The sequence below is a fragment of the Rhodovarius crocodyli genome, assembly GCF_004005855.1.
Classification (GTDB): Bacteria; Pseudomonadota; Alphaproteobacteria; order Acetobacterales; family Acetobacteraceae; genus Rhodovarius; species Rhodovarius crocodyli.
On sequence record NZ_SACL01000005.1, the window covers coordinates 118,410 to 141,864 of the forward strand.

21 protein-coding genes are annotated in these 23,455 nt (G+C 68.5%); 7 read left to right on the top strand and 14 right to left on the bottom strand.

Features of this window, described 5'->3' with window-relative positions:
* The first annotated feature begins 42 nt into the window (after positions 1–42).
* The 3 genes from EOD42_RS15450 to EOD42_RS15460 are packed head-to-tail and all read left to right on the top strand — an operon-like array spanning position 43 to position 3,398.
* Positions 43–1,623, top strand: a complete 1,581-nt coding sequence (locus tag EOD42_RS15450; protein ID WP_206020369.1) for an ABC transporter substrate-binding protein — start codon at positions 43–45, stop codon at positions 1,621–1,623.
* Complete coding sequence (locus tag EOD42_RS15455) at positions 1,620–3,044, top strand: amidase (protein WP_127788456.1); 1,425 nt, start codon at positions 1,620–1,622, stop codon at positions 3,042–3,044. The genes EOD42_RS15450 and EOD42_RS15455 overlap by 4 nt, the downstream gene beginning before the upstream one ends.
* A gap of 9 nt (positions 3,045–3,053) precedes the next feature.
* Positions 3,054–3,398, top strand: coding sequence for a DMT family protein (locus EOD42_RS15460; protein WP_127788457.1), 345 nt, complete (start codon positions 3,054–3,056; stop codon positions 3,396–3,398).
* Here EOD42_RS15460 and EOD42_RS15465 read toward each other — a convergent pair.
* A complete protein-coding gene (locus EOD42_RS15465; protein ID WP_127788458.1) occupies positions 3,395–3,946 on the bottom strand; it encodes a DinB family protein in 552 nt (183 codons plus the stop codon). The genes EOD42_RS15460 and EOD42_RS15465 overlap by 4 nt on opposite strands.
* 46 nt (positions 3,947–3,992) lie before the next feature.
* A complete protein-coding gene (locus tag EOD42_RS15470; protein WP_127788459.1) occupies positions 3,993–4,208 on the bottom strand; it encodes a hypothetical protein in 216 nt (71 codons plus the stop codon).
* An 84-nt stretch (positions 4,209–4,292) separates the two neighbouring features.
* Between EOD42_RS15470 and EOD42_RS15475 the strand changes: the two genes are divergently transcribed.
* Positions 4,293–4,907, top strand: a complete 615-nt coding sequence (locus EOD42_RS15475; RefSeq protein ID WP_127788460.1) for a TetR/AcrR family transcriptional regulator — start codon at positions 4,293–4,295, stop codon at positions 4,905–4,907.
* 32 nt (positions 4,908–4,939) lie between these two features.
* Positions 4,940–6,043 (top strand): chorismate synthase, encoded by a 1,104-nt coding sequence (aroC, locus tag EOD42_RS15480; protein ID WP_127788461.1) that lies wholly within the window; start codon positions 4,940–4,942, stop codon positions 6,041–6,043.
* 37 nt (positions 6,044–6,080) lie between these two features.
* On the opposite strand, the gene EOD42_RS15485 is transcribed toward aroC, so the two are convergent.
* The 11 genes from EOD42_RS15485 to EOD42_RS15535 all read right to left on the bottom strand — a co-directional run bounded on the left by EOD42_RS15485 (position 6,081) and on the right by EOD42_RS15535 (position 20,655).
* Positions 6,081–6,785 (bottom strand): pirin family protein, encoded by a 705-nt coding sequence (locus EOD42_RS15485; protein WP_127788462.1) that lies wholly within the window; start codon positions 6,783–6,785, stop codon positions 6,081–6,083.
* Positions 6,786–6,990: 205 nt separating this feature from the next.
* Positions 6,991–8,124, bottom strand: coding sequence for a molecular chaperone DnaJ (gene dnaJ / locus EOD42_RS15490; protein WP_127788463.1), 1,134 nt, complete (start codon positions 8,122–8,124; stop codon positions 6,991–6,993).
* 68 nt (positions 8,125–8,192) lie between these two features.
* A complete protein-coding gene (dnaK, locus tag EOD42_RS15495) occupies positions 8,193–10,091 on the bottom strand; it encodes a molecular chaperone DnaK (RefSeq protein WP_127788464.1) in 1,899 nt (632 codons plus the stop codon).
* A 213-nt stretch (positions 10,092–10,304) separates the two neighbouring features.
* Complete coding sequence (gene ftsH, locus EOD42_RS15500; protein ID WP_127788465.1) at positions 10,305–12,236, bottom strand: ATP-dependent zinc metalloprotease FtsH; 1,932 nt, start codon at positions 12,234–12,236, stop codon at positions 10,305–10,307.
* An 8-nt stretch (positions 12,237–12,244) separates the two neighbouring features.
* A complete protein-coding gene (tilS, locus tag EOD42_RS15505; protein WP_127788466.1) occupies positions 12,245–13,501 on the bottom strand; it encodes a tRNA lysidine(34) synthetase TilS in 1,257 nt (418 codons plus the stop codon).
* Positions 13,485–14,609: a CaiB/BaiF CoA transferase family protein gene (locus EOD42_RS15510; protein WP_127788467.1), complete on the bottom strand. Its 1,125-nt coding sequence runs from the start codon at positions 14,607–14,609 to the stop codon at positions 13,485–13,487. Before EOD42_RS15510 ends, tilS begins: the two co-directional genes overlap by 17 nt.
* Positions 14,610–14,662: 53 nt before the next feature.
* On the bottom strand, positions 14,663–15,565 hold the full coding sequence (locus EOD42_RS15515; protein WP_127788468.1) for a carbohydrate ABC transporter permease: 903 nt from the start codon (positions 15,563–15,565) through the stop codon (positions 14,663–14,665).
* Positions 15,558–16,514 carry a carbohydrate ABC transporter permease gene (locus EOD42_RS15520; protein ID WP_127788469.1) on the bottom strand — a complete coding sequence of 319 codons (957 nt, stop codon included), beginning with the start codon at positions 16,512–16,514 and terminating at the stop codon, positions 15,558–15,560. The genes EOD42_RS15515 and EOD42_RS15520 overlap by 8 nt, the downstream gene beginning before the upstream one ends.
* Positions 16,515–16,519: 5 nt before the next feature.
* Complete coding sequence (locus EOD42_RS15525) at positions 16,520–17,860, bottom strand: ABC transporter substrate-binding protein (RefSeq protein WP_127788470.1); 1,341 nt, start codon at positions 17,858–17,860, stop codon at positions 16,520–16,522.
* Positions 17,861–17,977: 117 nt separating this feature from the next.
* The gene (locus tag EOD42_RS15530) at positions 17,978–19,024 is read right to left on the bottom strand and encodes an ABC transporter ATP-binding protein (protein WP_127788471.1); all 1,047 of its coding nucleotides are present in this window, start codon (positions 19,022–19,024) and stop codon (positions 17,978–17,980) included.
* Between the two features lie 2 nt (positions 19,025–19,026).
* The gene (locus EOD42_RS15535; RefSeq protein ID WP_127788472.1) at positions 19,027–20,655 is read right to left on the bottom strand and encodes a thiamine pyrophosphate-requiring protein; all 1,629 of its coding nucleotides are present in this window, start codon (positions 20,653–20,655) and stop codon (positions 19,027–19,029) included.
* Between the two features lie 117 nt (positions 20,656–20,772).
* Here EOD42_RS15535 and EOD42_RS15540 point away from each other — a divergent pair, with 117 nt between their 5' ends.
* Together EOD42_RS15540 and EOD42_RS15545 are read left to right on the top strand one after the other, a co-directional pair.
* Positions 20,773–20,961, top strand: coding sequence for a hypothetical protein (locus EOD42_RS15540; RefSeq protein WP_127788473.1), 189 nt, complete (start codon positions 20,773–20,775; stop codon positions 20,959–20,961).
* Between the two features lies 1 nt (position 20,962).
* Positions 20,963–22,342 carry an amidase gene (locus EOD42_RS15545; protein ID WP_127788474.1) on the top strand — a complete coding sequence of 460 codons (1,380 nt, stop codon included), beginning with the start codon at positions 20,963–20,965 and terminating at the stop codon, positions 22,340–22,342.
* Between the two features lie 232 nt (positions 22,343–22,574).
* Here the strand turns inward: EOD42_RS15545 and EOD42_RS15550 are convergent, their stop codons facing one another.
* Positions 22,575–23,429 carry a phytanoyl-CoA dioxygenase family protein gene (locus EOD42_RS15550; RefSeq protein WP_164867958.1) on the bottom strand — a complete coding sequence of 285 codons (855 nt, stop codon included), beginning with the start codon at positions 23,427–23,429 and terminating at the stop codon, positions 22,575–22,577.
* Between the last annotated feature and the right edge of the window lie 26 nt (positions 23,430–23,455).

Sequence of the window (23,455 nt, forward strand, 5' to 3'; positions counted from 1 at the left end):
GCGTCATTCTGCGCGCCGCAATATTCCTGAGGGATCTATCGGATGGGTGTGACGCGCAGGCAGGCGATGGTGGCGACGGCGGCGGGGGTTTCGGCACCTTCGCTGGTCCAGGCGCAGGCCAACCGGGTGGTGAAATACGTCCCCCGTGGCGACACGCCGGTGCTGGACCCCATCTGGACCACCGCCTACCAGACGCGCGACCACGCCTTCCTGGTGTTCGACACGCTGTTCGGCCTGGATGCGAAGTTCCAGCCGCAGCCGCAGATGCTGGAAGCGGCCGGCACCGAGAATGACGGCAAGCTCTGGACCCTGCGCCTGCGCCCGGGGCTCAGGTTCCATGACGGCTCTCCCGTGCTGGCGAAGGATTGCGTGGCCAGCATCCGCCGCTGGGGCGCGCGCGACACCTTCGGCCAGACGCTGCTGGGCCTGACGGATGAGCTGTCGGCGCCCGACGACCGCACCATCCGCTTCCGCCTGAAGGCCCCCTTCCCGCTGCTGCCCTATGCGCTGGGCAAGGCGAGCCCGAACATCTGCGTGATGATGCCCGAGCGCCTGGCGTTGACCGACCCGAACACCCGCGTGACCGAGATGGTGGGCAGCGGCCCCTATCGCTTCCTGGTGAATGAGCAGGTGCAGGGCGCCAAGCTGGTCTATGGCAAGTTCGACCAGTATGTGCCCCGTGAATCCGGCACGCCGGAATGGACCTCGGGGCCCAAGCGCGCGAATTTCGAGCGCGTGGAGATGCATGTCATCCCCGATTCCGGCACGGCCGCGGCCGCACTCGCCGCCGGCGAGGTCGATTGGTGGTGGGCGCCCGAGGCGGACCTGATCCCGCTGCTGCGCCGCAACCGCCAGGTCGTGGTGCGCGAGGTGGACCCCACGGGCCTGATCGGCACGCTGCGGCTGAACCAGACGGTCGCCCCCTTCAACAACCCCGCCATCCGCCGCGCCATCCTCGGCGCCGTGGACCAGGCGGATTTCATGACGGCGGTGGCCGGCACCGACCCCGAGATGTGGCGCAAGGATGTGGGCATCTTCTGCCCCGGCACGCCCATGGCCAGCGACGCGGGCATGGAGGTGCTGACCCGCCCGCGCGACCTCGCGGCCAGCCGCAAGGCCCTGGCGGATGCCGGCTATAATGGTGAGAAGGTGGTGCTGCTGAGCACGACCAACATCCCCATCCTGAAGGCCGTCAGCGATGTGGCGGCCGACCTGTTCCAGCGCCTGGGCATGAACCTCGACAACCAGCAGATGGATTGGGGCACTGTGGTGCAGCGGCGCGTCAGCAAGAACGCGCCCGAGCAGGGCGGCTGGAGCGCCTTCGGCACCTTCTGGGGGGGGCTCGACATGTTCGACCCCGCCGTCCACGCCTTCCTGCGCGGCACGGGCGCGAACGCCGCCCCCGGCTGGCCCGAGGCCCCGCGCATCGAGGAACTGCGCACCCAGTGGCTGGCCGCCGACGAGGCCGGCCAGCGGCGCCTGGCGCGCGACATCCAGCTGCAGGCCTTCCAGGATGTGCCCTACATCCCGCTCGGCCAGCAGAAGAGCTTCACGGCCTATCGCCGCAACCTCGAAGGTGTCCTGGACGGCCTGCCGGTCTTCTGGAACATCCGCCGGGCATGAGCGCGCGTCATCTTCCGGCGACCGAGCTCGCCGCCGCGATCCGCGAGAAGCGCCTGTCGCCCGTCGAGCTGATGGCCGATGTGCTGAAGGGCGTGGAGGCGATGCAGCCGGAGCTGAACTGCTTCGTCACCCTCGCCCCGGAACAGGCGATGGCACAGGCGCGCGAGGCCGAGGCGGCCGTGATGCGCGGCGACGACCTGGCCCCGCTGCACGGCCTGCCGCTGAGCGTGAAGGACATCGTCAACACCGCCGGCATGAAGACCACCTTCGGGTCGCTGCTGCTGGCCGATAACGTGCCTGCCGAGGACGCGGCCTGCATCGCCCGGCTGCGGGCGGCGGGCGCCATCATCTTCGGCAAGACGACCACGCCCGAATTCGGCGCGAAATGCCTGACCGACGCGCCGCTGTTCGGCCGCAGCCGCAATGCCTGGAGTGCCGCGCACACCTGCGGCGGGTCCTCCGGCGGGGCGGCGGCGGCGGTGGCGGCCGGCATCTCGCCCATCGCCGTGGCCACCGACGGCGGCGGGTCCACCCGCATCCCTGCCGCCTGCAACGGGGTGGTGGGGCTGAAGCAGTCGCTCGGCGCCATCGCGCACAGCCAGGTGCCGGATGCCTTCGGCAACTACACTTATGTCACGCCCATGACGCGCAACGTGGCCGACACGGCGCTGATGATGCAGGTGATGGGCGGCGAGCATGAGAGCGACCCTTGGTCCATCGGACGCTCCGTGCCCGACTACATCGCCGAGGCCGCGCCCACCGGCGACCTGAAGGGAAAGCGCGTGCTGTTCTGCGCGACGCCCCCGGGCCGGCCCATCGCGGCCGATACGCTGGCGGCCTTCGAGCAGGCGAAGGCGCATCTGGCGGCGCTGGGCGCGGAGTTGGAGGAGTTCTCGGGCGAAGGCTTCGATGTGGAGCCCATCTGGCGCGCCATCAACCACACCACCTGGCTGGCGCGCTTCGGCCCGATGGCGGAGCGTGACGGCAACCGCATGTCGCCTTCCCTGCTGCAGCAGCTGGCCCTGGCGCAGAACGTCAGCGGCACCGACTACCAGCAGGCGATGTTCGACCGCGCGGCGCTGTTCCGCCGCGTGCAGGTGATGTTCCGGGATGCGGACCTGATCATCACGCCCACCATCTCCCGCCCCGCGCTGCCGATCGACCAGGACCTGTTCGCGCCGATCGAGATCGACGGAAAGCGGTATGAGGAAGTGCGTGCCAACTGGTTCCCCTGGACCATGCCCTTCAACATGACGGGCCACCCGGCAGTCAGCCTCAACTGCGGCTTCTCGGCCGAGGGGCTGCCGATCGGGCTGCAGATGATCGGGCGTTTCCACCAGGATGCGGCGCTGCTGCGCGCCGCCGCCCTGTTCGAGGCAACGGCCGGGCTGCTGGAGCGTTGGCCCGAGATCGCGCGATAGGACCCCATCATGAGCCCCATGCTGACCACGCTGCTGCTGCTGCTCGGTTCCAATGTGGTGATGACCTTCGCCTGGTACGGGCATCTGAAGCACCCGAGCTGGCCGCTGTGGCTGGCCATCGTGGCCAGTTGGGGCCTGGCCTTCTTCGAATACTGCCTGGCCGTGCCGGCCAACCGCTATGGCTATGGCACCTTCACCGGGCAGCAGCTGAAGATCATGCAGGAGGTGATCACGCTGGCGGTGTTCGCCGTGTTCAGCGTGACCTTCCTGGGTGAGGCGATCCGCTGGAACTACATCGCCGCCATGGTCTGCCTGGTGGGGGCGGTGGGGTTCATGTTCATCCCGGCGCGCTAGCGCCAGATCGTCTCCTCCGCCCAGCCCAGCGCCGCGAACTCCCCGGCGCGCAGCGGCGCCTCGGCTTCGGGGAAGAACTCATCCAGCTGGGGCGGCTTCACCGGCGTGCCGCTCAGCATGGCATGCGCCTGGCCGCGATGATGGATCTGGTGCTGGAACAGGTGCAGCAGCAGCCGGTCCATGCGGTCGCGCTGGATGCGGGTGAAGCGGTTCACCTCCACGATGCGCGACAGGTCCGCGGCCTCCGTCACGGCGATCAGGCGGCGGTCGACGGCGGCCTGGGCCTCCAGCAGGGCCGCGGGGGTGCCGCATGGCTCCCGGTCGGCCCAGGCGGCGGGGCCGAGCGTCCCGCCCTCCAGCGCGTCCACATAGAACCAGTCGACGATCAGGATGTGGTTCAGCGTGGCGCGGATGCTGGGGAAGAAGCCGGTGCGTGGCGCCACGAAATCCTCGGGCGACAGGGCCAGGCACGCCGTCAGCAGACGCTGGTTGGCCCAGGCATTGTTGTAGGCCATGGCCCGGAAGGGCTGGGTGGGGTCGGGTGCCATGTCATCCCTCCTGCCAGGCAAGCATGGCACCCGGCGGCCGCTGCGCTCAACCGGGTTGCAGGATGAAGCGCCCGGCCAGCCGATAGGCGAGCGGGATGATCACCCAGACCATGCCGGCGACCATCTGCGGCACGATGAAGCCCGCCACCTGCCAGCTGGGCCTGCCCGCCAGCAGCGGGCCCCACAGGTAAAGCAGCGAGGTGATGAGCGGATAGGCGCCGATGATGAGCACCAGCGTCAGGCGGATACGGGAAGGTTTCATGCCGGCCTCCTTAACGGAACGGTTCGTAACGGCTATCTATACGGTCCGTTCCGTAGCGTCCAACTTTGGTGCATCATCGCAGCCATGACCTCCGCGCGTGCCTCCATCGGCAACACCCGCAACCCGGAAACCCACGCCGCCATCCTGGATGCGGCCGAGGCGCTGCTGGCCGAGCACGGCTATGCCGGTGTCAGCATGGAGGCGGTGGCGCGGCGCGCGGGGGCGGGCAAGCCCACCCTGTATCGCTGGTGGCCCAGCAAGGCCGCCTTGCTGATGGAGGTGTATGAACGCCAGAAAAGCCTGGCCCTGGCCGAGCTGGAGCCCGGCGCCTGCGCCCAGGACGACCTGACGGAATTCGTCACCTCCATGATCCGCTTCTGGCGGGAAACCCCGGCGGGCCAGGCCTTCCGCAGCATCGTGGCCGAGGCCCAGGCAGAGCCCGCGGCCCTGCGCCTGCTGCGCGACGAGATGCTGGCGCGCGGCCGCGCCAATGCCGCCGCCATCATCCACCGCGCCGCCGAGACCGGCGAGATAGCGCCCCACCCCGACGCCGAGGCGATGATGGACATGATCTTCGGCGCCGCCTGGTACCGGCTGCTGACCCACCGCCTGCGCGGCACCGCCGAGGAAATGCCGCGCATCGTGGCCGCCGCCTTCGCCGCCGCCCGGCCCGGCGGGCCATTGGCGCTGCCGGGATAGCGCGCGGCCGCGATCCAGGGCATCAAGCTGCCATGTCGCACAACAGCTTCGGGCATCTGTTCCGCTTCACCACCTGGGGGGAAAGCCATGGGCCGGCCATCGGCTGCGTGGTGGATGGCTGCCCGCCCGGCCTGGCGCTGAGCGAGGCCGAGATCCAGCCCTTCCTGGACAAGCGCCGCCCCGGCCAGTCCAGCTTCGTGACGCAGCGGCAGGAGCCCGACCAGGTGCGCATCCTGTCCGGCGTGTTCGAGGGCCGCACGACGGGCACCCCCATCGCGCTGCACATCGACAACCAGGACCAGCGCAGCAAGGACTATGGCGAGATCGCCAACAGCTTCCGCCCCGGCCATGCCGACATCGCCTATGAATGGAAATACGGCGTGCGCGATTATCGCGGCGGCGGGCGGGCCAGCGCGCGCGAGACCGCGATGCGCGTGGCCGCCGGCGCCGTGGCGCGGCTGGTGCTGGGCGGGGCCGTGCGCATCCGGGGCGCCATGGTGGCCCTCGGCGCCGACACCGTGGACCGCAGCCAGTGGGACTGGGCCGAGGTCGACCGCAACCCGTTCTTCTGCCCCGACCCCACCGCCGTCGCGCGCTGGGAGGAGAAGCTGAGCGGCATCCGCAAGGCCGGCTCCTCCATCGGCGCCGTGATCGAGGTGGTGGCCGAGGGCGTGCAGCCCGGCCTCGGCGCGCCGATCTACGGCAAGCTGGACGCCGACATCGCGTCGGCCCTGATGAGCATCAATGCCGTGAAGGGCGTCGAGATCGGTGACGGCTTCGCCTCCGCGGCGCTGACCGGGGAGGAGAATGCCGACGAGATGCGCATGCGCCAGGACGGCATGGTGGAGTTCCTGGCCAACCACGCCGGCGGCGTGCTGGGCGGCATCTCCACCGGCCAGCCCATCGTGGCGCGGATGGCGGTGAAGCCCACCAGCTCCATCCTGACCCACCGCCAGGCGGTGACGAAGGACGGCGAGAACACCGAGCTGCGCACCAAGGGCCGGCATGACCCCTGCGTGGGGATCCGCGCCGTGCCGGTGGCGGAAGCCATGCTGGCGATCGTGCTGGCCGACCACCTGCTGCGGCACCGGGCGCAGAATCCGGGGGCGCCGGAAGTGGCGCGGCTGCCGCGGTAGTCAGGGGCAGCGCCCCTGACCGGGCGGCAACGCTCCTTCAGGCGTCGCTCGCCTCCACCATCACCAACTCCGCTTCCTCGCTGGCCTCGATGGTCAGCGTGGCTTCGTCGCGAATGGCCGCCGCGTCGCGCGGACCAAGCTCGGCGCCGTTCACGGTCACCCGGCCGCGCGCCGCGACCAGATAGGCCACGCGCCCCTCGGGCAGCGCCTGCTCCAGCTTCTGCCCCGGCTGCAGGGTGGCCGCCATCACGGCGGCGTTGGCGTTGATGCGCAGCGCTTCCTCATCGCCGTCGCGGCCGCTGGCCAGCACCTCGAAGCCGGCCTCGCGGCCTGCCTTGGGAAAGCTGCGGCTGCCCCAGCTGGGCTTGGCGCCCATCCGGTCGGGGATGATCCAGATCTGGAACAGCGTGGTCTTCACCGGCTCCAGATTATACTCGCTGTGCACCACGCCGGTGCCGGCGGACATCACCTGCACATCGCCGGCCTCGGTGCGGCCGGTATTGCCCAGGTTATCACGGTGGGTGATGGCACCCTCACGGACATAGGTGATGATTTCCATGTCGCGGTGCGGGTGCGGGTCGAAGCCCATGCCCGGCGCGATCTCGTCGTCGTTCCAGACCCGCAGCTGGCCCCAATGGACGCGCTTCGGGTCCTGATAGCCGGCGAAGGAGAAGTGGTGCTTGGCGTTCAGCCAACCGTGGTTGGCACCGCCCAGGCTGCTGAAGGGACGAACATCGATCATCTCGGTTACTCCTGCCGGGCGACGATGCGCCGCCCTGTTGCATCCGAGATAGGCGCTGGCCAGAGGTGGCGCCAATGCGGATGGCGCCATCAGCCTTATTCATGGTGGTGATAATGATGTTCTTTTTTGGAAAAAAGAACCAAAAAACTTTTGGCAGATCGGGGCGCCGCCAGAGGGAGAGTACGCCCTACCCTCTGGCAAAAGGTTATCGCCCCAACCCGTCCCAGAACTCCTTCACCTTGGCAAAGAAGCCCTCGCTCTCGGGCGAAGACTTGCCGCCCTTGGCATCAGCCTCGAAGGCCTCCAGCAGCTCCTTCTGCTTCGGCGTCAGGTTCTGCGGCGTTTCCACCACCACCTGCACATACATGTCGCCGCGCTGGGTGCTGCGCAGGACCGACATGCCCTTGCCGCGCAGGCGGAAGCTGTTGCCCGTCTGTGTGCCCGCCGGGATCGAGACGCGCGACCGCCCGCCATCGATGCTCGGCACCTCGATATGGCCGCCGAGGGCCGCCTGCGTCATGCGCAGCGGCACGCGGACCAGGATGTTCGCGCCTTCACGCTGGAACAGCGCGTGCTGGCGGACATTCACATCCACATAGAGGTCGCCCGCGGGCGCGCCCCGCACACCGGCCTCGCCCTCGCCCGAAAGGCGGATGCGCGTGCCGTCCTCGACACCCGCCGGCACTGTCACGTTCAGGGTTCGGTCGCGCTGCACGCGGCCGGCGCCCAGGCAGATCTTGCAGGGGTTCTTGATGATGCGCCCGGTGCCGCCGCAGGTGTGGCAGGGGCGCTCCACCAGGAAGAAGCCCTGCTGGCTGCGGATCTTGCCGGCGCCGTTGCAGGTCGGGCAGGTGTTCTGCTGGGCTTGGCCACCCTCGGCGCCGCTGCCGTTGCAGGCCTCGCACTGCACGGCCGTCGGCACGCGCAGCGTCTTCTTCACGCCGGCGAAGGCTTCCTCCAGCGTGACGGAGATTTCCTGCCGCAGATCGGCGCCGCGCCCCGGCTGGCCGCCACGGCCGCGCCCGGTGAACTGGCCGAAGATGTCGGCGAACATGTCCTCGAAGCCGCCGCCGCCACCGAAGCCGCCACCGAACCCGCCAGCGCCGCCGCCGCCCTCGAAGGCAGCATGGCCGTAGCGGTCATAGGCGGCACGCTTCTCGGGGTCCTTCAGGACGTCATAGGCCTCGTTCACTTCCTTGAACTCGGCCTCGGCCTTCGCATCGCCCGGATTGCGGTCCGGGTGCAGCTTCATGGCGAGCTTGCGGTAAGCCTTCTTCAGCTCATCGTCGCTGGCGCCGCGCTGGGCACCCAGAACCTCGTAATAATCGCGCTTGGCCATCGAATAATCCCACGCCCCAGACCATAGAGAAGCGCCCGGGCCTTTCGACCCGGGCGCCTTGCCTCACCTTAGTTCGGCTTCTTGGTCTTCGGGTCCACTTCCTCGAAGTCGGCATCGACGACCTTGTCGCCCGGCTTCGCCTCGGCGGCCCCGGGCTGGTCGCCCTGCGCCTTGTACAGCGCCTCGCCGATCTTCATCGACGCCTGGCCCAGCGCCTCGGTCGCGGCCTTCATGGCCTCGGCGTCGCCGCCTTCCAGGGCGGTGCGGGCGGCCGCGATCGCCTGCTCGGCGGCGGTCTTCTCGGCCTCGGGCACCTTGCCCTCATTGTCCTTCAGCGTCTTCTCGGTGCTGTGGACCAGGGCATCCAGCTGGTTGCGGGCCTCGACCGCCTCACGACGCGCCTTGTCGGCGGCGGAGTTGGCCTCGGCGTCCTTCACCATGCGCTCGATGTCGGCATCGGACAGACCAGACTTCGCCTGGATCTTGATCTGCTGCTCCTTGCCGGTCGCCTTGTCCTTCGCGCTGACGGACACGATGCCGTTGGCGTCGATGTCGAAGGTCACCTCGATCTGCGGCACGCCGCGCGGGGCACCAGGAATGCCGGTCAGGTCGAACTGGCCCAGCATCTTGTTGTCCGCCGCCATCTCGCGCTCGCCCTGGCTGACCTTGATGGTCACCGCGGACTGGTTGTCCTCGGCGGTCGAGAAGACCTGGGACTTCTTGGTCGGGATGGTGGTGTTGCGGTCGATCAGGCGCGTGAACACGCCGCCCAGGGTCTCGATGCCCAGGCTCAGCGGGGTCACGTCCAGCAGCAGCACGTCCTTGACGTCGCCCTTCAGCACGCCGCCCTGGATGGCCGCGCCGATCGCCACGACCTCGTCGGGGTTCACGTTGCGGGCCGGCTCCTTGCCGAAGAAGGCCTTCACCGCCTCGATCACCTTGGGCATGCGGGTCATGCCGCCGACCAGGATGACTTCGTCGATCTCACCGGCGGTCACGCCGGCATCCTTCAGGGCCTGCTTGCAGGGCTCAAGCGTGCGCTGCACCAGGTCATCGACCAGCGCCTCCAGCTTCGCGCGGGTGACCTGCAGCACCAGGTGCTTCGGGCCCGACGCATCGGCGGTGATGAAGGGCAGGTTGATCTCGGTCTGCTTGGCGCTCGACAGCTCGATCTTCGCCTTCTCGGCGGCTTCCTTCAGGCGCTGCAGGGCCAGCTTGTCGCCGCGCAGGTCGATGCCGTTCTCCTTGCGGAATTCCTCCGCCAGGTAGTCGATCACGCGCTGGTCGAAGTCCTCGCCGCCCAGGAAGGTGTCGCCGTTGGTCGACTTCACCTCGAACACGCCGTCGCCGATCTCGAGCACGGACACGTCGAAGGTGCCGCCGCCCAGGTCATAGACCGCGATGGTGCCGGTGGCCTTCTTGTCCATGCCATAGGCAAGGGCGGCGGCCGTGGGCTCGTTGATGATGCGCAGCACCTCGAGGCCCGCGATCGCGCCGGCTTCCTTGGTGGCCTGGCGCTGGGCGTCGTTGAAGTAGGCCGGCACGGTGATGACCGCCTGGGAGACCTTCTCACCCAGGAACGCCTCGGCCGTCTCCTTCATCTTGGTCAGGATATTGGCGCTGATCTGCTGCGGCGCGTAGGTCTGGCCGTCCACCTGCACCCAGGCGTCGCCGCCGGGGGCGGACACGATCTCGAAAGGCGCCAGCGCCTTTTCCTTCTGCACCATCGCGTCATCGAAGCGGCGGCCGATCAGGCGCTTCGTCGCGAACAGGGTGTTCAGGGGGTTGGTCACGGCCTGGCGCTTGGCGGCCTGGCCGACCAGGCGCTCGCCGGACTTGGTGAAGGCGACCATGGAGGGGGTGGTACGCGCGCCCTCGCTGTTCTCGATCACGCGGGCTTCCGCGCCATCCATGATGGCGACGCAGGAATTGGTCGTGCCGAGGTCGATACCGATGACTTTGCTCATCCGTCTGTCTCCTGTTGCGGCGGCTCGGGGACGGCCCTGGAAGGCACCGCGCCCAGCCCCTCGCGGATGGTGGTTAGAAGCTACAGTCCCAGATATTCAGCGCGCCGCGCCCGGACAAGAGGGGAAGGCGGTTCCTGTGATGGAAAAGTCACTCTGTGATGAGCAAGGCACGCCCATGAAAAAGGCCCGGGGGTCACCCGGGCCTTGGTCGTTTCAGCCGCCAGAGGGCTGCGGGGCGAAGCCGCCGGTGTCGGGCCGGGGGTTTGGCCGGCCGCCGCTGGTGGGCACGGAGCCCCGGCTGGAATGCACCGGCTCATCGGGGCGGTTGCGCACGATGGGCTCGCCGTTCAGCAGCTGGCGGATCTCGTCGCCCGACAGCGTCTCGTATTCCAGCAGCGCCTGGGCCAGCCGCTCCAGCTCGTCGCGATGCTCGGTCAGGATCTTCTTGGCCCGCGCGTAGGAGGCGTCGATGATCCCGCGGATCTCGCTGTCGATCAGGCGCGCGGTCTCCTCCGAGAGGTTCTTGGACTGGGTGACGCTATGGCCCAAGAACACTTCCTGGCTGTTCTCGCCATAGGCGACCATGCCGAGCTTGTCGGACATGCCCCATTCCGTGACCATCATGCGGGCCTGGTTGGTGGCCATCTTGATGTCGCCGGAAGCGCCGTTGGACACCTTGTCAGCGCCGAAGACGATTTCCTCGGCGACGCGGCCGCCCATGGCCATGGCCAGTTCCGCCAGCATCTTGGACTTGTGCTTGGAGTAGCGGTCGCCCGGCGGCAGGGACATCACCAGGCCCAGCGCGCGGCCGCGCGGGATGATGGTGGCCTTATGGACCGGGTCGCACTCGGGCTCATGCATCGCCACCAGGGCGTGGCCGCCCTCATGATAGGCGGTCATGCGCTTCTCGTCCTCGGACATCACGAGGCTGCGGCGCTCGGCACCCATCAGCACCTTGTCCTTGGCGGCCTCGAACTCGGCCATGCCGACGGTGCGGCGGCCGGTGCGCGCGGCCAGCAGGGCGGCCTCGTTCACCAGGTTGGCAAGGTCGGCACCCGAGAAGCCGGGCGTGCCGCGGGCGATGATCTTGGGCTCGACGTCGGAGGCCAGGGGAACCTTGCGCATGTGCACGCGCAGGATCTTCTCGCGCCCGTTCACGTCGGGGTTCGGCACCACCACCTGGCGGTCGAAGCGGCCCGGGCGCAGCAGCGCGGGGTCCAGCACGTCCGGGCGGTTGGTGGCCGCGATGATGATGACGCCTTCGTTGGATTCGAAGCCGTCCATCTCGACCAGCATCTGGTTCAGCGTCTGCTCACGCTCATCGTTGCCGCCGCCCAGGCCCGCGCCACGATGGCGGCCCACAGCGTCGATCTCGTCGATGAAGATGATGCAGGGGGCGTTCTTCTTGCCCTGCTCGAACATGTCGCGCACGCGGCTCGCGCCCACACCCACGAACATCTCGACGAAGTCGGAGCCCGAGATGGTGAAGAAGGGCACGTTCGCCTCACCGGCGATGGAGCGCGCCAGCAGCGTCTTGCCGGTGCCCGGCGGGCCCACCAGCAGCACGCCCTTGGGGATCTTGCCGCCCAGGCGCTGGAACTTCTGCGGATCGCGCAGGAATTCCACGATTTCTTCCAGCTCACCCTTGGCTTCCTCGATGCCGGCGACGTCATCGAAGGTGACGCGGCCCTGCTTCTCGGTCAGCAGCTTGGCGCGGGACTTGCCGAAGCCCATGGCCCGGCCGCCGCCGCCCTGCATCTGGCGCATGAAGAAGATCCAGACGCCGATCAGCAGCAGCATCGGGAACCAGGAGATCAGGATCTGGAACAGCGGGTTGACGTCGCTCTCGACCGGGCGGGCGACCACGCGGATCCCCTTCTCCGTCAGGCGGCCGACCATGCCCTGGTCCTGCGGCGCATAGGTCGCGAAGCTGCGGCCATCGGTCAGCGTGCCCGTCACGTTCGGGCCCTGGATGGTCACGTCGCGCACATGCCCGGCGTTCACTTCATTGAGGAAGTCGCTGTAGGCCACCTGCATCTGGGTACGGTTCGCCGTTCCGCCCGATGGCTGGAACAGGTTGAACAACGCCACCAGAAGCAGCGCTACGATGACCCAGAGGGCGAGGTTCCGGCCGAAATTGCTCACAGGCGTCCCTATTCCTTTGTCGGCAAGAGGGCCGACGTGCTGCCTAACATAGGTCTTATTTGTCCCGGGTGAATGCCCAATTCCAGGGAAACGCCGAAAACGGCGGTCAACGGCCCTCCTGCGGGGCGAAATGTCAGGCCTGGAACCGGCGGGCCGAGGCCGATATGTGGAACTGCATACAGTCTGCCGTCCTTCCACAGCGCCGGCAGCCCCTTGCGGACGGCAGCCGGCCAGGGCCCGTCGAGCCCCGCCCCCGCCGCGCCCAGCATGCAGCCGGGCATGTCCTGTTCCAGATGCCAGCGCCCATCCCAAACGGCACCGGCACGGGCAGGCACCAGGGCCTCCAGCAGGGACGGCTCGCGCAGCACCCAGCCATCGGCGCGCCACCAGGCACCGCCCAGCGTGCCCTGGCCGCGCGCCAGCAGCGCCTCGACCTCGGCCCGGGCGGGCGCGTGGCGCGCGCCGCCCACCACGCGCAGCAGGGCGGCCAGCAAGGGCGCGTCCAGGGCTGCGGCATCGACGCGGGCCGCGCCGCAGGGCAGCAGCGTCACGGCGCGGGCGGCGCGGTCGGCCAGGGCGGCATCCCGGCGGGCGCGGCGCCGGCCCAGGGCATGGGCGGCCTGGGCCAGCGCGCCCACCACCGCGCCCTCCCCGTCCGGGTCGGCCAGCGCGGCACGGGTGCGGATGCGGGCGAAGCGAGGGTTGTCGTTGCTGGGGTCCCGCACGGGGGGCAGGCCGGCCCGGGTGCAGACATCCTCCAGCGCCGCCGGCGGCGTGCCGAGCAGCGGCCGCAGCACCAGGGCCTCGGGCGCCGCGCGCCAGCCGGGCATGGCGGCCAGCCCCGCCTCTCCGCTGCCGCGCGCGGCGCGGAACAGCAGCGTTTCCGCCTGGTCCAGCCGGTGATGGCCCAGCATCAGCCAGGCGGCGCCTTCCTCCAGGCAGGCGGCGAGCAAGGCGGCCAGCCGCCCCTCTCGCGCGCGCTCCTGCATGGCGGGGCCGGGCGCCAGCGCCAGGGTCAGTACCCGCGCCGCGATCCCCTGCCCCGCCAGCATGGCCCTCACATGGGCGGCCTCGGCGGCGCTTTCCGGGCGCAGGCCGTGGTCGACGATCAGCGCCAGGAAGCGGATGCCGGCCCGGGCGGCCCAATCCCGCGCCAGCACGGCCAGCGCCAGCGAATGCGGCCCGCCCGACACACCGGCCGCCACCACGGGCGGCGGCGGGCCGAAGCCTGCCGTCAGCGCGCCGAAATCAACCGGCCTTGCCATACTCGCCCAGCGCCGGGGCCGGGCGTTCGATCGCCGGGCGCTGCCCGCCGAAGGAGATGGGCATGCCCACCAGCCGGTAATCCGTGCCCGGCACCTGCTGCAACTGGCCCGACGCCGCGAGCTGCGGGTCCTCGGCCAGTTCCTGGATGGTGTTGATGGGGGCGCAGGGCACGCCCGCGGCCTCCAGCGCCTCCAGCCAATGGGCGCGGGGCTTTTCGGCCATCAGCGCCTGCACCATCGGCAGCAGTTCCTTCTGATGGATCAGCCGCTGGCGGTTGGTGGCGAAGCGCGGGTCCTCGGGCCATTCGGGCCTGCCCAGCAGCGCCGCGAATTTGCGGAACAGCCGGTCATTGCCGCAGCAGACCAGGATGGGCGCGTCGGCGGCGTTGAAGCCCTGATAGGGCACGAAGGCGGGATGGCCGCTTTCATGCTTCACCGGCACCTCGTTCATGTTGACCCAGCCGGTCAGCTTCTGGGCGGCCCACATGGTCGCCGTCTCGAACAGGGAGGTGTTGACGATGGTCCCCTTCCCCGTCCGGGCGCGCTCCGTCAGCGCGGCCAGCGCGCCGATCACGGTCCACATGCCGGTGCCCTGGTCCACCACCGAGGCGCCCATGCGCACGGGCGGGCCATCGGGCGCGCCGGTGATGGCGGACAACCCGCAATAGGCCTGCAACAGCGGCTCATAACCCGGGCGGCGGTTCATCGGCCCCTGATGGCCGAAGGCGCCCATCTCGCAATAGATCAGGCGCGGGTGGCGGGCGGTCACGGCCGGGCCGTTGATGCCCAACTGCTCCGGCGCGCCGGGGCGCAGGTTGTGGATGAGGATGTCGGCATCCTCCAACTCCCGGTGCAGGGCCTCGACCCCGGCGGGGGATTTCAGGTCCAGCGCCAGGCTGCGCTTGCCGCGATTGAAATCCTTGAAGATCAGCGCGTCGCCGTCACGGAAGGCGGCGCCCATCATGCGGGCGTCGTCGCCGCCATCGGGCTTCTCCACCTTGATCACGGTGGCGCCGAGATCGGCCATGATGGCACCGGCGAAGGGACCGGCCAGGACCTGGCCGAGTTCGACCACCTTGATGCCGGAGAGGGGCTTGGCGTTTTCCATCGGCCGAAAATCCGGGGTGGCGCGTGCCGCGTCAAGCACGGCACGCGCACCGCCTACTCCTTCACAGCCCCGGTCAGGCTGCTGACGTAGTAGTCCACGAAGAAGGAATAGAAGATCGCCACCGGCAGCGACCCCAGCAGGCTGCCCGCCATCAGCGCGCCCCACTGGTACACGTCGCCCGTCACCAGCTCCGTCAGGATGGCCACCGGCACCGTCTTGCTCTCGCTGCTCTGGATGAAGGCGAGCGCGTAGATGAACTCGTTCCAACTGAGCGTGAAGGAGAAGATGCCCGCCGAGATCAGCCCCGGCACCGCCAGCGGCAGGGTGATGCGCCGCAGGATCTGCAGCCGCGTCGCCCCGTCGATCAGCGCGCATTCCTCCAGCTCATACGGGATCGACTTGAAATAGCCGATGAGCAGCCAGGTGCAGAACGGGATCAGGAAGGTCGGGTAAGTCAGGATCAGCGCGAAGGGCGTGTCGAACAGCCCCAGCTGATGCACCATCGTGGCCAGCGGAATGAACTGGATCGAGGGCGGCACCAGATAGGCGAGATAGATCGCGAGCCCCACATACTGGCTGCCCTTGAAGCGCAGCCGCTGGATCGAATAGGCGGCCAGGGTGGAGGCCACCAGCGACAGCACCGTGCTGCACACCGCCACCAGCATCGTGGTCTTGAGCCAGCGCGGATAGGATGTCTCGAACAGCAGCTTGTAGATGTGGTCGAGCGTGGGCGAGCTGATCCAGAACGGGTTGTGCGTGCGGAAGTCGTACAGCTCCGCGTTCGGTTTGAAGGCCGTGACCGTCATCCAGTAGAACGGGAACAGCAGGATCAGCAGGAAGCACAGCAGCGGGATCCACAGCATGACCACGCGGCGGGCGCGGCTGTCCCACTGCATCGTCTCGGGCTGGGCGGTGGCCGAATTGCCCGGCGCAGCTTGCACGGCGGCGTCAGTCATTGGCTTCCCCCTGCTGCCATTTGCGGCGGGCCAGCGCGAAGTAGGAAAACAGCGTGGCGAAGACCAGGAACGGGATCATCGAGACGGCGATGGCCGCGCCCTCACCCAGCTGCCCGCCCGGAATGCCGCGCTGGAAGGCCAGCGTGGCCAGCAGGTGGGTGGAGTTCACCGGCCCGCCGCGCGTGATCGCATAGACCAGCTGGAAGTCGGTGAAGGTGAAGATGATGCTGAAGGTCATCACGATCGCCAGGATCGGCAGCAGCATCGGGAAGGTGATGAAACGGAAGCGCTGCCAGGAACTCGACCCGTCCAGCAGTGCCGCCTCATACAGCGACGGCGAGATGGTCTGCAGCCCCGCGAGCAGGGAGATGGCGACGAAGGGAATGCCGCGCCACACATTGGCGAAGATGAGCGAGAAGCGCGCCGGCCAGGCGCTGCCGATGAAGTCGATGTTGGTCGTCCGCCAGCCCAGCACATCCACGAACAGGTAGGAGATGATGGAGAATTGCGGGTCGTAGATCCACCAGAAGGCGATCGCCGACAGCACGGTGGGCACGATCCAGGGCAGCAGGATGATGGCGCGCAGCAGCGACTTGAACGGCAGGTGCTGGTTCAGCAGCAGCGCCAGCCACAGGCCCAGGCCGAATTTCAGCACGGTGGCGACGGCGGTGTAGAACACGCTGTAGAACACGGCGTTCCACCACAGCGGGTCGCTCAGCAGATACTCGAAATTCTCAAGCCCGACCCACACGCCGCGCCGGCCGATGGTGGTGTCCGTGAAGGCCAGGAAGATGCCGAGGCCGAGCGGATAGGTGAGGAAGGTCATCAGCAGCCCGACGGCCGGCAGCAGGCAGATGATGACGAGGAAGGGCTTCCAGTCGAACAGGCGTGCGAGGGCGGAAGGCTCCGCCCTGCGTTTCGTCCAGTCGATGGCGGTGGACGCCGACATGGGCGTCAGCGCCGGCGGAAGAAGCGCTGGGCGCGCCGCTCCGCCTCACGCGCCGCCTGCTCGGGCGTGGACTGGCCGGAGGCCACGGCGGCGCACATCTGCACCATCACATACTCGGCGGTCGCCGCTGCCGAGGCCTCGCTGATCGGGCCCTTGTAGCCGATCCAGAACGGGCTCTTCATCGTGTCGCGGAACACCGCCACCTTCGGGTCGCTGCTCCAGACCCCGCTGGCGCCGTAGTTCTCCAGCGGGTGCGCCCAGTAGCCCAGGTTGGCGTTCAGCCAGGGGTCATACTGCTCACGCTCCAGCAGGAACTGCAGCAGCGCCTTGGCGGCGTTGGGATAGCGGCTGTGCTTGAACACCATGGCGTTCAGCGTCAGCCCTGCCATGGGCGAGAACGACGCCTTGCCCTTGGGCAGCAGCATATGCTCCGTGTCCTCGGCGATGGCGCGCGTGGCGGGGTCGTTCTTCAGCGCGAAATAGAGCGACACGCCATTGGCCGTCAGCCAGCACTCGTTGGACGCATAGGCGCGGTTGTTGCTGACATCGCCCCAGGACAGCGTGCCGGGGATGAAGGTGGCGTACATCTCCTTCAGGTAGTTCAGCGCCTCGATCGTCTCGCGGCTGTTGATGCCGACGCTGCCGTCCTCATTCACCAGGAAGCCGTTGTGCGACCAGATGACCCAGTTGGCGAAGCCGTTGCCGTCACCCACCGCATTGCCCAGCGCGAAGCCCGCGGGCTTGTTCGCGCTCTTGAGCTTGCGCAGCAGGTCGAGGTAACCGGCATGGTCCTCGGGCGGGCGCTCATACCCGGCCGCGTTGACCGCCGATTTGCGATAGACCAGCGGCCCGCCGGAGGAGCCGAAGGGCAGACCGATCCAGTTGTTGGTGCCGTGCCGCTTGCCGTAGCGCTGGGCCAGCGCCAGCCAGCCGCCATAACGCCGGCCGAGGTATTCCGCGACATCCGTCAGCTCCACCAGCTTGTCCACATAGACATGCGGGCTCTCGTTGAAGCCGATGATCATGTCCGGGCCCGCGCCGGTATTGGCCGTGACGGCGGTCTGCTGGGTGATGTCCTCCCAACCCACGAAATCGACACGCACCTGCACGCCGGTCTGCTGGGTGAAGCGGGCGCAGTTGGCGCGGAACACATCCTCATCGGGCTGGACGAAGCGCACGGGGCGCAGCATGCGCAGGGTGGCGCCGCTCTCGATGGGTAGGCGCGGCGCCGGCGCGTCGGCGGCGGTGATGGCCTGGGCCTGGGCCTGGGCCTGCTCGGCGGCGGTCATGGCGGCCATGGCAGCGGCGGAAAGCCCGATGGCATTGCGGCGGGTGGTCAGCATCATGTCGTTCTCCCTGTTGTCCCGCCCAGGGTTGCTCCCCGGTGCGGCTTTCGTGTCGACGGCTGAAAACTCGGTGGTGGTTCTCTCGGCAGTTCCTTCAGAAAAAGACGGAGCGGCAGGTTACAGGCGCTGGCCCGAATCCTTGCCGAACAGATGGATCAGCATGGGCTCGGGCGCGATGTGCAGCACCTCTCCCGGGCGTTGGGCGATGCGTTCGCGGAACACGCCGCTCAACGCCGTCTCGCCGATCCGCAGGCTGACCTGGGTCTCGCTGCCCATCGGCTCCACGACCTGCACGATGGCGGGAAGGCCGTTCGGGTCCAGGCGCAGATGCTCGGGGCGGATGCCGTACCAGACGGGGCCCGTGTGGGCGCAGCCCGGCGGCAGCGGCAGGGTGGCGCCGCCATCCGCGTGGAACAGCCCGCCCTCGATCCGGCCCGAGAGCAGGTTCATCGCCGGGCTGCCGATGAAGCCCGCCACGAACAGGTTCGCCGGCCGGTCATACAGTTCCAGCGGCGGGCCGGCCTGGCGGATGTGGCCGTGCTCCATCACCACGATCTTGTCGGCCATGGTCATGGCCTCGATCTGGTCATGGGTGACGTAGACGGTCGTCACCTTCAGCCGCTGGTGCAGTTCCTTGATCTCGGAGCGCATCTGCACGCGCAGCTTGGCATCCAGGTTCGACAGCGGTTCGTCGAACAGGAACACCTGCGGGTTGCGCACGATGGCGCGCCCCATCGCCACGCGCTGGCGCTGCCCGCCCGAGAGCTGGCGCGGATAGCGGTCGAGCAGTGCTTCGAGGCCCAGGATGCGCGCGGCGCGCCCCACCTCGCGCTCGATGACTTCCTTCGGCGCCTTCGCCAGCTTCATGGAGAAGCCCATGTTGTCGAAGACCGTCATGTGCGGATACAGCGCGTAGTTCTGGAACACCATCGCGATGTCCCGGTCCTTCGGCGGCATGTCGTTCACGACCCGCCCGCCGATGGATATCTCCCCGCCCGAGATGTTCTCCAGCCCCGCGATCATGCGCAGCAGCGTGGATTTCCCGCAGCCCGAGGGGCCGACCAGGACGACGAACTCGCCATCCTGGATATCGACGCTGACCCCGTGGAGGATCTGCGTGCTGCCGAAGTTCTTGCGAACTTCCTGAATGCCGACACCTGCCATGATCAGAGCCTCGAAACCTGGGTTTCCTTGCTGGTGATGAATTCCAGCAGGGCGGGCTTGCCTTCCTTGGTGGCGGCGATGCCGCGCTGGATGGCGGGGATGATGTCCTCGGGGCGTTCGACGCGCTCGCCGAACCCGCCGAACGCACGGGCCATTGCGGCATAGTCGCCGCTGATGTCAGTGCTGCGGTATTTCTCCGTGCTGACCGGCATCACCTTCAGCTCGATCGCCATGGAGAAGTTGTTCAGCAGGATGGAGAGGATGGGGATGCGCTCGCGCACCGCCGTCTCGAAATCCATGCCCGTGAAGCCGATGGCGGCATCGCCCCATACATTGATGCACAGCTTGTCCGGTGCCGCGAGCTTGGCGCCCATGGCCAGCCCCAGCCCATAGCCCAGCTGCGTGGTCTTGCCCCAGCCGAGATAGGAAAGCGGCGTGCGCGACACCCAGAACGGCGAAAGCTGGTCGCGCGGGCTGCCCGCATCATGGGTGATGATGGTGTTGTCCACATCCACCGTGCGCCACAGGTCGCGCAGCACGCGGTACGGGTTCAGCGGCGCGTCGTTGCTGTCGCGCTTGGGCGCCCATTGCCGCAGCCAGGGCGCGCGGATCGCCTCGATCTCCTGCTGCACGCCGGGGATGTCGCGGGTTTCCTTGATGCGGCCGCGCAGTTCCTCCAGCAGCGCATCCAGCACCAGGGCCGCATCGCCCACCAGGCCGATCTCGCAGCGGACATCCTTGTCCAGGTGGTCGGGGTCGAGCGTGGCGTGGATGATCTTCTTGCCCTTGGGCATGGCCACGCCGAAATTGGTCTCGGTGAAGGAACAGCCGATGCCGAAGATGACGTCGGAATTGTCCAGGAAGTGCCGCACCGGCGCCGAGATCGCGAGGCCGCCGGAGCCCAGCGCCAGCGGGTGATCCTCGGGGAAGGAGGACTTGCCGCCCAGGCTGCTGGTGACCGGCGCGCCGAGCAGCTCGGCCAGCGCGCGCAGCTGCGGCCAGGCGCGGGCCCAATGCACGCCGGTGCCGGCATAGATCACCGGGCGGCGGGCATGGGCCAGCATCTCGGCCGCGCGCTTCACGTCCAGCGGATCGGGTGCCGCGCGCGTCTTGACCGCCGGGGTGTATTCCCAGTTCGCCGGCATCTCCTCGTTGAACATGTCGGTGGGGATTTCCACCAGAACCGGGCCGCCGCGCCCGTTCTTCAGCCGCGCGAAGGCGCGGCGCATGATGTTCGGCACCTCGGCCGCGTTCATGATCGCCTCGGTGCTTTTGGTGATGCCGCGCATCTGCACCGTCGAATTGTAGTTGGGCGGCACATGCGCGATGCGGCGCGGATAGCCCATGGGCAGCACCAGCACGGGAATGCTCTCGCCGAAGCACTGGGCCACGCCGCCATAGGAGTTCTCGGCGCCCGGACCGTGCTGCATGCAGAAGGCCCCGATCTCCTGGCCCGAGGTCACGCGGCTGATGGCGTCGGCCATATGCAGCCCGATGCGTTCCTGGCGCACCATGACAGGCCGGATATCGATCGCGGCCGCGGATTCGATGAGGTGGTTTACCGGATAGCCCGTGAGGGTTCGAATGCCCTCGCGCCGCATGATCTCCGCGATCGCGTCGCCGACCTTCATTGAGGCCCCTTTCCTGCTTTTCCTCCCGCACCGGTGTTTCCCGGAGCGAATTGGAGGCTAGACCGCGCCCGAGCCCCGGCGCAACCTTGCAGTGCCGCAATCTCTGATGAGGGCCTGATGAGCGAGATCCCGACGCCGGAAACCATGAGCCTGATGCTGGCACGCGCCGGCATCTCCCTGCCGCCCGCCGAGGTCGAGGAACTGCGCCAGCACTGGCCGCTGTTCGCGCCCATGCTGGCGGGGCTGCGCAAGCCCGCTCTGCCCACTTCCGCCGAACTCGCCGTCACCTTCAAGGCCAGCCGCTGACATGCCCCTGACAATCGCCGCCGCCGCGAAGCAGATCGCGGCGCGCACCCTCTCGCCCGTCGAACTGGCCCAGGAACGCCTGGCCCGGGCAGAGGCGCTGAACTCCACCATCTGGGCCTTCATCCGCATCACGCCCGAACCCGCGCTGGCCGCCGCGAAGGCTGCCGAGGCGCGACAGATGTCGGGCAGCCTGAAGGGCCCGCTGGACGGCATCCCCTTCGCGCACAAGGACATCTACTGCACCGCCGGCATCCCGACGACCGCGCATTCGGCGCAGTTCATCGACCATGTGCCGGCCGAGGACGCCACCACCGTGAAGTGGCTGGCGGATGCGGGCGTGGTGTCGCTCGGCAAGCTGGCCACCCATGAGTTCGCCTTCGGCGGGCCGAGCTTCGACCTGCCCTGGCCGCCCGCCCACAACCCGTGGAACCCGAAGCACTTCACCGCCGGTTCCTCCTCGGGCACCGGCGCCGCCGTTTCCGCCGGCATCATCATGGGCGGCACCGGCAGCGACACGGGCGGTTCCATCCGCGGGCCTTCCGCGCTGTGCGGCATCGCCGGCATCAAGCCGACCTATGGCCTGTGCCCGCGCACCGGCATCCTGCCGCTGGCGCAGTCCCTGGACCACGCGGGCCCCATGGCCCGCACGGCGGAGGATTGCGCGCTGCTGCTGCAGGCGATGGCCGGCCACGACCCGGCGGACCCGGCCAGCGCCAAGGTCGAGATCCCTGATTACGCCGCCGCCCTGAACCAGGGCGTGAAGGGCAAGACCATCGGCGTGATCCGCCACTTCCATGAGGTGGACAACCCGGTCAGCCCCGCGACCCTGGCCGGCATCGAGCGCGCCATCGCCGCCCTGAAGGAGGCCGGCGCGATCATCAAGGACGTCACCCTGCCTTCCCTGCAGGAGTTCAACAACGCCGGCTGGGTCATCCTGATGGCCGAGGCATATTCCGTGCATGAGACCCGCATGCAGACCGCGCCCGAGAAGTTCGGCGAGGGGCTGCGCCATCGGCTGGCCTTCGGCGGGCTGGTGACGGGTGCGGACTACATCGCGGCCCAGAAGCGCCGGCTGGAGCTGATCGCGCGCACCCAGGCCGCGACCGAAGGCTGCGACCTGCTGATCACGGCCGTGGCGCCGGGCGAGGCACCGCCGATCGACAAGGTGCCGAAATGGGCCATGCTGGAAAAGCCGGGCTTCACCATCCCCGGCAACATCCTGGGCTGGCCGGCCATGAGCGTGTTCACGGGCCTCGGCGCCGGGGAACTTCCGGTGGCGGCGCAGATCATCGGCAAGCCCTTCGACGATGCGGGCGTGCTGGCGGCGGGGCATCTGCTGGAAAAGGCGCTGGGGACGCTGGAACTGGCGCCGGGGATTTGAGGTGCCCCAGGGGGCGCCGCCCCCTGGCCCCCCGCCAGGAGATAATATCTCCTGGACCTGATATGAGTTTGGCGCCCTATCTTCGCAGGTAGGGCGCCATTTTTATTATAATATCAACCAGAAAAGCCTTGGCAGGATCAGTGCCAACTCCCCGGGGTCCAGGGCCGCTACGGTCCTGGCGGGTGTCCAGAGGGCAGAGCCCACTGGTGGGGAGTTTGAGGGGCAACGCCCCTCAATGCACCAGCGACATCTCCGGAATAGTCTCGCTGGCCTTCCTGAACCGCTCCAGGCTGTCCGCATGGGTCGCCAGCGCCCCGGCGTCCATATCGGCCTTGGGCTCGGCTTCCAGGTCGAAATGGTTGTGGCTGTTCGCCCCGCGCACCAGCGTGGCCGACAGCCTGGTCGGCCCGGTGTGATAGCAGCGCGCCGGGATGTAGCTGATGCCCAGCCCGATGCGGTCATGCGCCGCCCGGTTGGGCGCCGAGGCATGCAGCACCATCGTGTCGTGCAGGGAAAACTCGCCCGGCTGCAGCTGCACGGGCACGCCCTGGCTCTCGTCCACCGCCACCTTCACGGTCTGGCCGCGGCTCAGCATGATGGCCGGGTCCGGCGCGTCGACATGGGCGATCTGCCCTTCGCGATGGCTGCCCGGCAGCATGGTCACGCAGCCGCTTTCCAGCGTGCTGGGCGTCAGCGCCACCCAGGCGGTGACGTGCTCATGCGGGGCCAGGCCGAAATAGGTGCCGTCCTGGTGCCAGGGCACGAAGCCCTCGGTGCCGGCCTTCTTCCACCAAAGCGTGGTGTGGAACACCAGGATGTCGGGGCCGATCACGTCCTCCACCGCGTCCAGGATGGCCGGGTGGCGCACGATCTCGGCCGCCCAGCGGAACAGCAGATAGGGCTTCAGCCGGGGCGGCGGCTGCCGGCGCGTGGGGTCGGAGGGGAAGGCGCGCTCGAAGCCCGCGATGCTGTCAGCCATGCGGGCACGCCAGCTCTCCGCCTGTTCGGCCGAGACGGCGCGCATCGGGGTGACGAAACCATCGCGCCGATAGGCCGCGACCTGTGCCTCATCCAGCAACTTGGGCATGGCGGAGCTCCTGTTAGCCTTCAGGG

Bases quoted from the DNA above. Each gene is read 5' to 3' on its own strand.
- EOD42_RS15450 (WP_206020369.1), top strand. From the start codon at position 43: ATGGGTGTGACGCGCAGGCAGGCGATGGTGGCGACGGCGGCGGGGGTT.
- EOD42_RS15455 (WP_127788456.1), top strand. From the start codon at position 1,620: ATGAGCGCGCGTCATCTTCCGGCGACCGAGCTCGCCGCCGCGATCCGC.
- EOD42_RS15460 (WP_127788457.1), top strand. From the start codon at position 3,054: ATGAGCCCCATGCTGACCACGCTGCTGCTGCTGCTCGGTTCCAATGTG.
- EOD42_RS15465 (WP_127788458.1), bottom strand. From the start codon at position 3,946: ATGGCACCCGACCCCACCCAGCCCTTCCGGGCCATGGCCTACAACAAT.
- EOD42_RS15470 (WP_127788459.1), bottom strand. From the start codon at position 4,208: ATGAAACCTTCCCGTATCCGCCTGACGCTGGTGCTCATCATCGGCGCC.
- EOD42_RS15475 (WP_127788460.1), top strand. From the start codon at position 4,293: ATGACCTCCGCGCGTGCCTCCATCGGCAACACCCGCAACCCGGAAACC.
- aroC (WP_127788461.1), top strand. From the start codon at position 4,940: ATGTCGCACAACAGCTTCGGGCATCTGTTCCGCTTCACCACCTGGGGG.
- EOD42_RS15485 (WP_127788462.1), bottom strand. From the start codon at position 6,785: ATGATCGATGTTCGTCCCTTCAGCAGCCTGGGCGGTGCCAACCACGGT.
- dnaJ (WP_127788463.1), bottom strand. From the start codon at position 8,124: ATGGCCAAGCGCGATTATTACGAGGTTCTGGGTGCCCAGCGCGGCGCC.
- dnaK (WP_127788464.1), bottom strand. From the start codon at position 10,091: ATGAGCAAAGTCATCGGTATCGACCTCGGCACGACCAATTCCTGCGTC.
- tilS (WP_127788466.1), bottom strand. From the start codon at position 13,501: ATGGCAAGGCCGGTTGATTTCGGCGCGCTGACGGCAGGCTTCGGCCCG.
- EOD42_RS15510 (WP_127788467.1), bottom strand. From the start codon at position 14,609: ATGGAAAACGCCAAGCCCCTCTCCGGCATCAAGGTGGTCGAACTCGGC.
- EOD42_RS15515 (WP_127788468.1), bottom strand. From the start codon at position 15,565: ATGACTGACGCCGCCGTGCAAGCTGCGCCGGGCAATTCGGCCACCGCC.
- EOD42_RS15520 (WP_127788469.1), bottom strand. From the start codon at position 16,514: ATGTCGGCGTCCACCGCCATCGACTGGACGAAACGCAGGGCGGAGCCT.
- EOD42_RS15525 (WP_127788470.1), bottom strand. From the start codon at position 17,860: ATGATGCTGACCACCCGCCGCAATGCCATCGGGCTTTCCGCCGCTGCC.
- EOD42_RS15530 (WP_127788471.1), bottom strand. From the start codon at position 19,024: ATGGCAGGTGTCGGCATTCAGGAAGTTCGCAAGAACTTCGGCAGCACG.
- EOD42_RS15535 (WP_127788472.1), bottom strand. From the start codon at position 20,655: ATGAAGGTCGGCGACGCGATCGCGGAGATCATGCGGCGCGAGGGCATT.
- EOD42_RS15540 (WP_127788473.1), top strand. From the start codon at position 20,773: ATGAGCGAGATCCCGACGCCGGAAACCATGAGCCTGATGCTGGCACGC.
- EOD42_RS15545 (WP_127788474.1), top strand. From the start codon at position 20,963: ATGCCCCTGACAATCGCCGCCGCCGCGAAGCAGATCGCGGCGCGCACC.
- EOD42_RS15550 (WP_164867958.1), bottom strand. From the start codon at position 23,429: ATGCCCAAGTTGCTGGATGAGGCACAGGTCGCGGCCTATCGGCGCGAT.